The following is a 6,000-nucleotide window of genomic DNA, read 5'->3' as shown; positions in this document are numbered from 1 at the left end:
GTTCTCTCACGAGGACTGAAGAAACTAGGAGTGGTTCACTCCGAAGGTACGCCTGTGGAGACTGCGACCGCTGTGCCCACCGATGGTGGCGATTCCTCGTCCATCGTCGTGGATGCAAGTTGCGTCACAGAAGCAGGAAGCTCCGCCCTCAATGAAGCGACGCCAGTCGCTGAGTAGGGCGGGGTGGTTCACTGTATCCAAAGAGATCTATTTCGACGGTCTCATCTCAGCGGACCTGAATGGAACCAAATCCAGCACGCAGACGGTTCAACGCACGGGGAGAAAACCATCGCTCGAGCAATCGAACACACGTTTGAGTTCTTTGATCAACCGTCAGCAACACGGAATTATTGCTTGAACCGTGGCGAAGACACCTCTCAAGAACGGGATTTGGTCCATCTCAGAGAGAAGCTCAACCTCGCTTGCGAACAACTCGACACGCTCGAGACACAAATCGAGGAGAACAAGCACGTGTCCGCATCCTCGAGCGTCGGCTCGAAATGCTTGACGGGAGATCCGTGACTCGAAAACTCGACTGACAGGCAGCTAGTCAAACTGCCCATGGACAGCTGTCGTCTCCAGTCTCACCAGCGAGAGCGTCTCCTTCATTGACTGCCGAGACTGCTCGAGAAGGGATACCCACAACTAACCAACCCACTAGCCAACCGCGATCGTGTGTATCGAGCGTCGTTTCCTGAGAGTGTCGTCCTCTCTCGAGGCTGGAATCGAGCCAGTGTCGATGGCTAGCCGCGGACGTCAGCTGTCTCCGGAACTCTCACCATTCGAGCCCGTCATCTCACCGGGGATCGCAGCGTCTGTGCTGAGGATCAGTCGGCGTTCGGTGTACTCGAGGCCGTTCTTTCGCTGGGTCCGTTTGCGAATCGCGAGTCGATTTTTGGAGAGGTTGAGGACCGCATCAATCGTCCGAGAGACGAGCTTCTTGGCGTACTCGTCGCTGATGCCCTCCTCTTGACGACGGATCCAGTGTTTCAGATCGCCAGCAGTGACGTACTCGCGGACGCTTGCGCTCCCTTGCTTCCACGGGTTGTCTCCAACCGTTGGGTCAGCACGCGCCTTCCAGAGCTTTGCAGCGAGCCGTGAGGGGAGTGTAGACGTCGTGGCCCGGAGCATATCCTCGTCCAGCTTCGCGAGTTGTTGAATCGGCAGGAGATCACCGTGAGCGAGGGTGACGTCGCTGCCACGCTCGAGTGGATCATCGCTCTCGGGCAGCCGGAAGTAGCGCTCGTCGTCGTCTTTGCGGATGCGTTCGAGACGACCATCCACGACGTCGATCTCATCTTCGTCGACGTGCTCCTCGAGGAGATGTGCGCCCTTCTCGAGTTCGCGTGCTTGGAGTTCACCGACGCGGTCTTTGGTCGCGTTGAGTTTCTTTTCGTGGGCGTCGAGGCGTGCCTCAATGGGCGTCTGTGCGTCTTCGAAAGCTGCAAGACGATTTTCGAGGTGCGTGTTTTCCTGCTGTGTTTCCTCGAGTTCGGTCTCGAGATCCTCAATCCGGGCGTCTTTTTCTTGGAGTTCCGTCTCGAGGGCCGTGATACGATCGCGAAGTTGGGTGAGTTCGGCAGCGAACTGTTCGTGTGTCAATGTGGTAGTCGTGTCTTCGGTGGTCATCGGATTGGAATGGGACTGCTGGTGCTCAGTGGATCGGTCAACGGGCGTGCAACGACAGCTATAGACGGAATGCTGCCTAGCGGGCCGTTCGGCGGTTACAGGACAGATACGTCGTGTCTGAACCCCAAGTTCTCGCTGGGAGCGAAGCGGACCGGCTACGGCCGTTTTATCGCTCCCGTCTCAGGATAGCTGACTTACTCATCTCCTCCATCGGTAGCCTCGTCCTCGATCGGCCGATATCGATGCATTCGATCTGCAGGCTCGAAACCCGGGACATAGCTGAAGGGGTTCTCGGTGTTGAAGTGGAACATCAATGGAAGTGTGCCACGACCTTCCCGCGCGGTGTGTTGTGCTGGGTAGTCGAAGAGATCGTGTGTTGGTGCGCTAACGCTTGGTGCTGGAAGCGCGCCACGGTGGAGATCCGACAGGGTGAGGACCCTGACTTCCCAGTTCCGAGCGATGCGGCGAGCCTCTTCAGTCAGGGATGTCGTATGACAGAGAACGGGCATCGCACGGCAGGTGAACGCAAGCATACAGAGTCTGTAGACGACATCTGCCGTGATGGGACGACTCTCCCAGTCTTTGCACTCGGCAAGCAGCCAATCAGACGGCTCTCGGGGCTCCTTGTTTCGTCTGGCGACGACGTCAACCTCGAGATTGTAGACCGTCTCGCGCATTTCTGCACTGTAGCCCCACCGCTGGAAGGCGCGCTGGAGTTGATACTCGAGCCAGCGTCCATCACCATTCCCACGGCCTTCGATCTCCTCGCGAGGGAACTTCTCTTTGTTACTCATCGGACTCTCCATCTTCGGGGCCGGTAGCCATCGCGTGCAGTTGGATGGTCGCGTCTGCGAGGTCGATCCGTTCGATTCCGTCTGTCGTTGGCGTCTCTTTTTCGAGCGTCGTCGATTCGGGACCCACTGTCAGTTCGAGACGGTGAGTCTCGTTGGCCGTCGTCTCGTACTCGAGACAGCAGTTGTATGTGGCTCCCTTCTGGTCGGCTACCGCGGATAGATCTGGGATTCGTGTCTTGAGTTGGCCTGTCTCTGGTTCCGTCGTTGTGTTGGCGGTGTTGTACGGTTCGGAGATGTCGTACAGTGCCGTGAGATCGTTAAGCCGTCTGTCGAGTTGGTGTAGTTGGTGGCGTGCCTCCCGAATGTCGCTTTCCTCGGGCTGGTGGTCATCTATCAGCGCAGCTCTGATCGATGTTGCAGTCCTGATGAAGCGGGCAAGCTCACTGTGCTCAGTTGTAGTGTGATGCGTCTCGAATGCCTTACTCAGGTGGTCTCGAGCGATCGAGTCGGCGACGTCGGGATCAGTGTAAGTGTCGTCAGTCATTGGTCTACAACGGTCTCGGTAGTCGATGAGCTATACTCGGTTGGCGACTGGTCTGGGTGTTCATCAAGGGTTTGCTGGATCTCTTCGAGAGACGCGAACACAGTAGGTCCAAGTGGGGAGACTCCGAGTCGCTCTTTTGCAAACGTTTTGTCGGCCGTGATGCGGTTGCGAATCTCCTCGAATTGCATCTCAAGCCACTCGATAGCATCCGTATAGCTTGTCCACGAGTACGTGTCCACTTCGTCGACTTCGAGCGGATGCTCCGATGGAGCAGGTTCAAACAACGCTTGGTGGATGTCCAGGAGTTGGGATTGGAGTGCGAACAGTTTTCGCTCGATTCGCTTGGACGTGCGGGCCTCGAGACGAGTATCAGCGTAGACGGCCTCTGAGAGTTCTCGGACAGTGACGATGATCGTCTCGAGGGCGGTATACTGCTGTTGTTCGGGGGTGTACTCGTCGGCCCGTCGGTCGTCGATGAGTTTGTATTTGCGTCTCGGGCCGCCCAGCGGCTGTATAACGAGGGTTGTTTCGTGCCAGTTAGACGGCAAGACCGTATCGAGTTCGACGAAGAGTCTGGTATCGTACCGCTCGAGTGGTGGCTCTGCGATGTGACACAGTTCCTGCCTCTTGCCGCTGCTGACCAGTAGCTGGCCCGTATAGCCGACGAGATACGAGGGGACATCGATACCGGCATTGGTGACCCGCAGTGGTTCAGTCGGTCGGTTATCATATGTTATTGAGTTCAGCCTCCCGAGACGGGTTGGCCCAGACGCTGTGATCTCCGAGACGGTGATCTCCTCAGCTGTCGGGCTAAGTAGGAGGGTCCGATCGTCCGTTTCGATATGCCGAAACATGGTCGTTGGATCATAGTTGAGGATCGTCCCCCGCTGATAGACGGTTTCGTCCGCAGTTATCCAGCTGACATAGACCACCGTATCTGGAACCAGTGCTCGAAGTTGCGTTCTAAGCGTGTGCTGGTCACTCACCGGGACCACCCTGTTCGAGTTGAGTACGGCTGTATGGGGTGTCAGCGAGTGAGGTGACCGCTGGAACCCCGTGTTTGCGGATGAGTCGTCGGAGTGTGGTGTCGTCGATTGGCTGCCAGTGGGTGGATCGTTGGCTATAGTATCTCAATTTCGAGTCTGTCGCGGCGATGACGATCGGCTGTTCGGTGTTGAACTGGAGTACCTGTGGGTTCTCGGTTTGCCACGTGTGATGGATTCTGGTACAGAGCGTTTCTATCGTCGGTGGAGTCGGGTTCGTGTTTGGGAGGTCGGTGTGGACGGTCGGGTCCTCGATCTGTTCGTACCCCGTTTCGCGCCACTGCTGACCATCCCAGACGGTTTCGATACGGACCCAGCTGTCTTCGATCTGTTTGAGGGTGAGTTTTCGCCGGGGGCCCTGTTCTGGTGTCCACTGGAGGACGGTTTCGCTCATTTGCACTCTACCTCCAGTTTGCAGTAGGCACGTTCGAGATCACTGGGGGTGATCGGGCGCTCGAGAGTGAGTGTGATGGAGTCGTCAGATTGCTCGAGTTCTGCGTGGGTGATGTGCTGTTGGCACTCGTTGCACAGTCGGTGGATGCGGGCCATCAGTCGTCACCTCGCGTAGACTCGAGGATGACGGCATCCTCGCCGGCGACGATGATCTCCTCGTGATCGCTTTGACTGAGGATCTCGACACCTTCATCGTCTGGATGGGCGTGCGTGATCGCGCGGGGCGATTCTACTGGTCGAGAAGTATCACGCGGGCGTGTGTCTTGGGTGAGGTCTGCACTGCGTGTGGTTGTACGGCCATCGTCGTGACGGCCAGTCGATACTCGTGGCTCGTGGACCCTACAATTATGGGTCCGGGGGTTCTCTTGTCGCATGGGTTGTTCAATTCCCTTCTATGGGGATGACCCACCCCGACGTGCTGGTACCACGTCGGACCTTTGTAGGACCGAAAGGGTAGGTCACTTCGTCTATTATCACGGGATCTACTAATATCTTACTGTGAAAATCACAGCATATGTGTAGAGTTCTAGAGCATATTTATAACGATCCATCTTGTATGGTCGTCCACCGATACTACTATGAGTTCTACAGTGCCATCCCAGAGCGTGGTAAGACAGCGAGCAGAGTGGATGCGTCCAGTCGACGAAAAAATCCTCGAGACAATGCGTGACGAGGGTAATATGACCCCAAGCGCACTCGAACAGCTGGACGTCACCGTCGCCAATTACGCGAGTAATCGATTGTCACTGATGGCGGACTATGGTCTTGTCGAACGCGTTGCCCAAGGTCTCTATCGGATCACAGAAGCCGGCGAAGCATTTCTCGACGAAGAACTTGATGCAAGTGAACTCGAGCCTGCTAAGGAATGACTTGAGACTGTTCGTCGAATATTCACCATCTTCCTAAAGATCCCCATGGAAATGTGAGTCCATGGCTTCGCTGACGGCGTAACCCAGCTCCGTTATAGGACAAAGTACTTGTTACAGATCGATAACGGTGTGTACCATGACGAATCCTCTCTTCTCAACATACACGCAGGGCGAAAACCGGGTCACGTCTACGCTGATGGCTGTTCTCGAGAATATAAACAACCAGTTAGCAGAAGACCTGCTCGAGGCAGTTCTCGACGAATCAGATACCTCGCTGGTCACGTTCGAAAATCAGCTCGCTGGCAATGGATTAGTGCCTGACGCAGGAATCCGAAGTTCGACGTAATTGTTATTCGAGACCAAGACGAGACAGAATGAAATACAGTTAGACCAGCTACGGCAGCATCTTGCCTATCTCGACGATGAAAGGGAGATTGTATTAACTCATCCCCTGTCACGCACCCTTCCTCTGACAGTTATCAGATAGTTCCCGTTCGGATCTATGGCTTCTTTTGCTAATGCCTATGACTCGAGAAGATTTCAAGCCCACTTGGATGGGCCGAGAGACTGCCAAGCAGGCAGGCAAGAAGCGAACAGGAGTCGATTATTTCCAGTGTCGCGCGGCCAGCGTGCCGTTGCGTTCGGGCGTGCGCTTCAACCCCACAGCG

General features: G+C 55.9%; 9 protein-coding genes and 1 pseudogene. 3 read left to right on the top strand and 7 right to left on the bottom strand.

All coding sequences use genetic code 11. The features are described from left to right. Positions 1-177 (top strand): annotated as a pseudogene (locus BW940_RS22570) (RNA-guided endonuclease TnpB family protein); the annotation flags it as partial. 579 nt (positions 178-756) lie between these two features. Here BW940_RS22570 and BW940_RS19275 read toward each other — a convergent pair. From BW940_RS19275 to BW940_RS21280, 7 genes are all read right to left on the bottom strand, one after another. Then, complete coding sequence (locus BW940_RS19275; protein ID WP_076610802.1) at positions 757-1,629, bottom strand: hypothetical protein; 873 nt, start codon at positions 1,627-1,629, stop codon at positions 757-759. Positions 1,630-1,823: 194 nt separating this feature from the next. Beyond that, a complete protein-coding gene (locus BW940_RS19270) occupies positions 1,824-2,423 on the bottom strand; it encodes a hypothetical protein (RefSeq protein ID WP_076610806.1) in 600 nt (199 codons plus the stop codon). Next, positions 2,416-2,967 (bottom strand): hypothetical protein, encoded by a 552-nt coding sequence (locus tag BW940_RS19265; RefSeq protein WP_076610801.1) that lies wholly within the window; start codon positions 2,965-2,967, stop codon positions 2,416-2,418. Before BW940_RS19265 ends, BW940_RS19270 begins: the two co-directional genes overlap by 8 nt. After that, positions 2,964-3,953, bottom strand: a complete 990-nt coding sequence (locus BW940_RS19260; protein WP_076610807.1) for a hypothetical protein — start codon at positions 3,951-3,953, stop codon at positions 2,964-2,966. The genes BW940_RS19265 and BW940_RS19260 overlap by 4 nt, the downstream gene beginning before the upstream one ends. After that, positions 3,946-4,404 carry a hypothetical protein gene (locus BW940_RS19255; RefSeq protein WP_076610800.1) on the bottom strand — a complete coding sequence of 153 codons (459 nt, stop codon included), beginning with the start codon at positions 4,402-4,404 and terminating at the stop codon, positions 3,946-3,948. The genes BW940_RS19260 and BW940_RS19255 overlap by 8 nt, the downstream gene beginning before the upstream one ends. Continuing rightward, complete coding sequence (locus BW940_RS21610) at positions 4,401-4,559, bottom strand: hypothetical protein (protein ID WP_159440196.1); 159 nt, start codon at positions 4,557-4,559, stop codon at positions 4,401-4,403. Before BW940_RS21610 ends, BW940_RS19255 begins: the two co-directional genes overlap by 4 nt. Further along, the gene (locus BW940_RS21280; protein ID WP_143823958.1) at positions 4,559-4,837 is read right to left on the bottom strand and encodes a hypothetical protein; all 279 of its coding nucleotides are present in this window, start codon (positions 4,835-4,837) and stop codon (positions 4,559-4,561) included. Before BW940_RS21280 ends, BW940_RS21610 begins: the two co-directional genes overlap by 1 nt. Before the next feature lie 255 nt (positions 4,838-5,092). On the opposite strand from BW940_RS21280, the gene BW940_RS19250 reads away from it, so the two are divergent. Both BW940_RS19250 and BW940_RS19245 read left to right on the top strand, forming a co-directional pair. Next, positions 5,093-5,332 (top strand): PhiH1 repressor, encoded by a 240-nt coding sequence (locus BW940_RS19250; protein ID WP_076610799.1) that lies wholly within the window; start codon positions 5,093-5,095, stop codon positions 5,330-5,332. A 136-nt stretch (positions 5,333-5,468) separates the two neighbouring features. Continuing rightward, the gene (locus BW940_RS19245; protein WP_076610798.1) at positions 5,469-5,678 is read left to right on the top strand and encodes a hypothetical protein; all 210 of its coding nucleotides are present in this window, start codon (positions 5,469-5,471) and stop codon (positions 5,676-5,678) included. The last annotated feature ends 322 nt before the right edge of the window (positions 5,679-6,000 follow it).

This window comes from Natronorubrum thiooxidans (genome assembly GCF_900156475.1).
GTDB lineage: Archaea > Halobacteriota > Halobacteria > Halobacteriales > Natrialbaceae > Natronorubrum > Natronorubrum thiooxidans.
Note: the sequence above shows the minus strand (reverse complement) of the source record. Positions and strands in the feature narration are given on the sequence as shown.

Coding starts and splice junctions, on each gene's coding strand:
- BW940_RS19270 (WP_076610806.1), bottom strand. CDS start 2,423: ATGAGTAACAAAGAGAAGTTCCCTCGCGAGGAGATCGAAGGCCGTGGG.
- BW940_RS19255 (WP_076610800.1), bottom strand. CDS start 4,404: ATGAGCGAAACCGTCCTCCAGTGGACACCAGAACAGGGCCCCCGGCGA.
- BW940_RS19250 (WP_076610799.1), top strand. CDS start 5,093: ATGCGTCCAGTCGACGAAAAAATCCTCGAGACAATGCGTGACGAGGGT.
- BW940_RS21610 (WP_159440196.1), bottom strand. CDS start 4,559: ATGGCCCGCATCCACCGACTGTGCAACGAGTGCCAACAGCACATCACC.
- BW940_RS21280 (WP_143823958.1), bottom strand. CDS start 4,837: ATGCGACAAGAGAACCCCCGGACCCATAATTGTAGGGTCCACGAGCCA.
- BW940_RS19275 (WP_076610802.1), bottom strand. CDS start 1,629: ATGACCACCGAAGACACGACTACCACATTGACACACGAACAGTTCGCT.
- BW940_RS19265 (WP_076610801.1), bottom strand. CDS start 2,967: ATGACTGACGACACTTACACTGATCCCGACGTCGCCGACTCGATCGCT.
- BW940_RS19245 (WP_076610798.1), top strand. CDS start 5,469: ATGACGAATCCTCTCTTCTCAACATACACGCAGGGCGAAAACCGGGTC.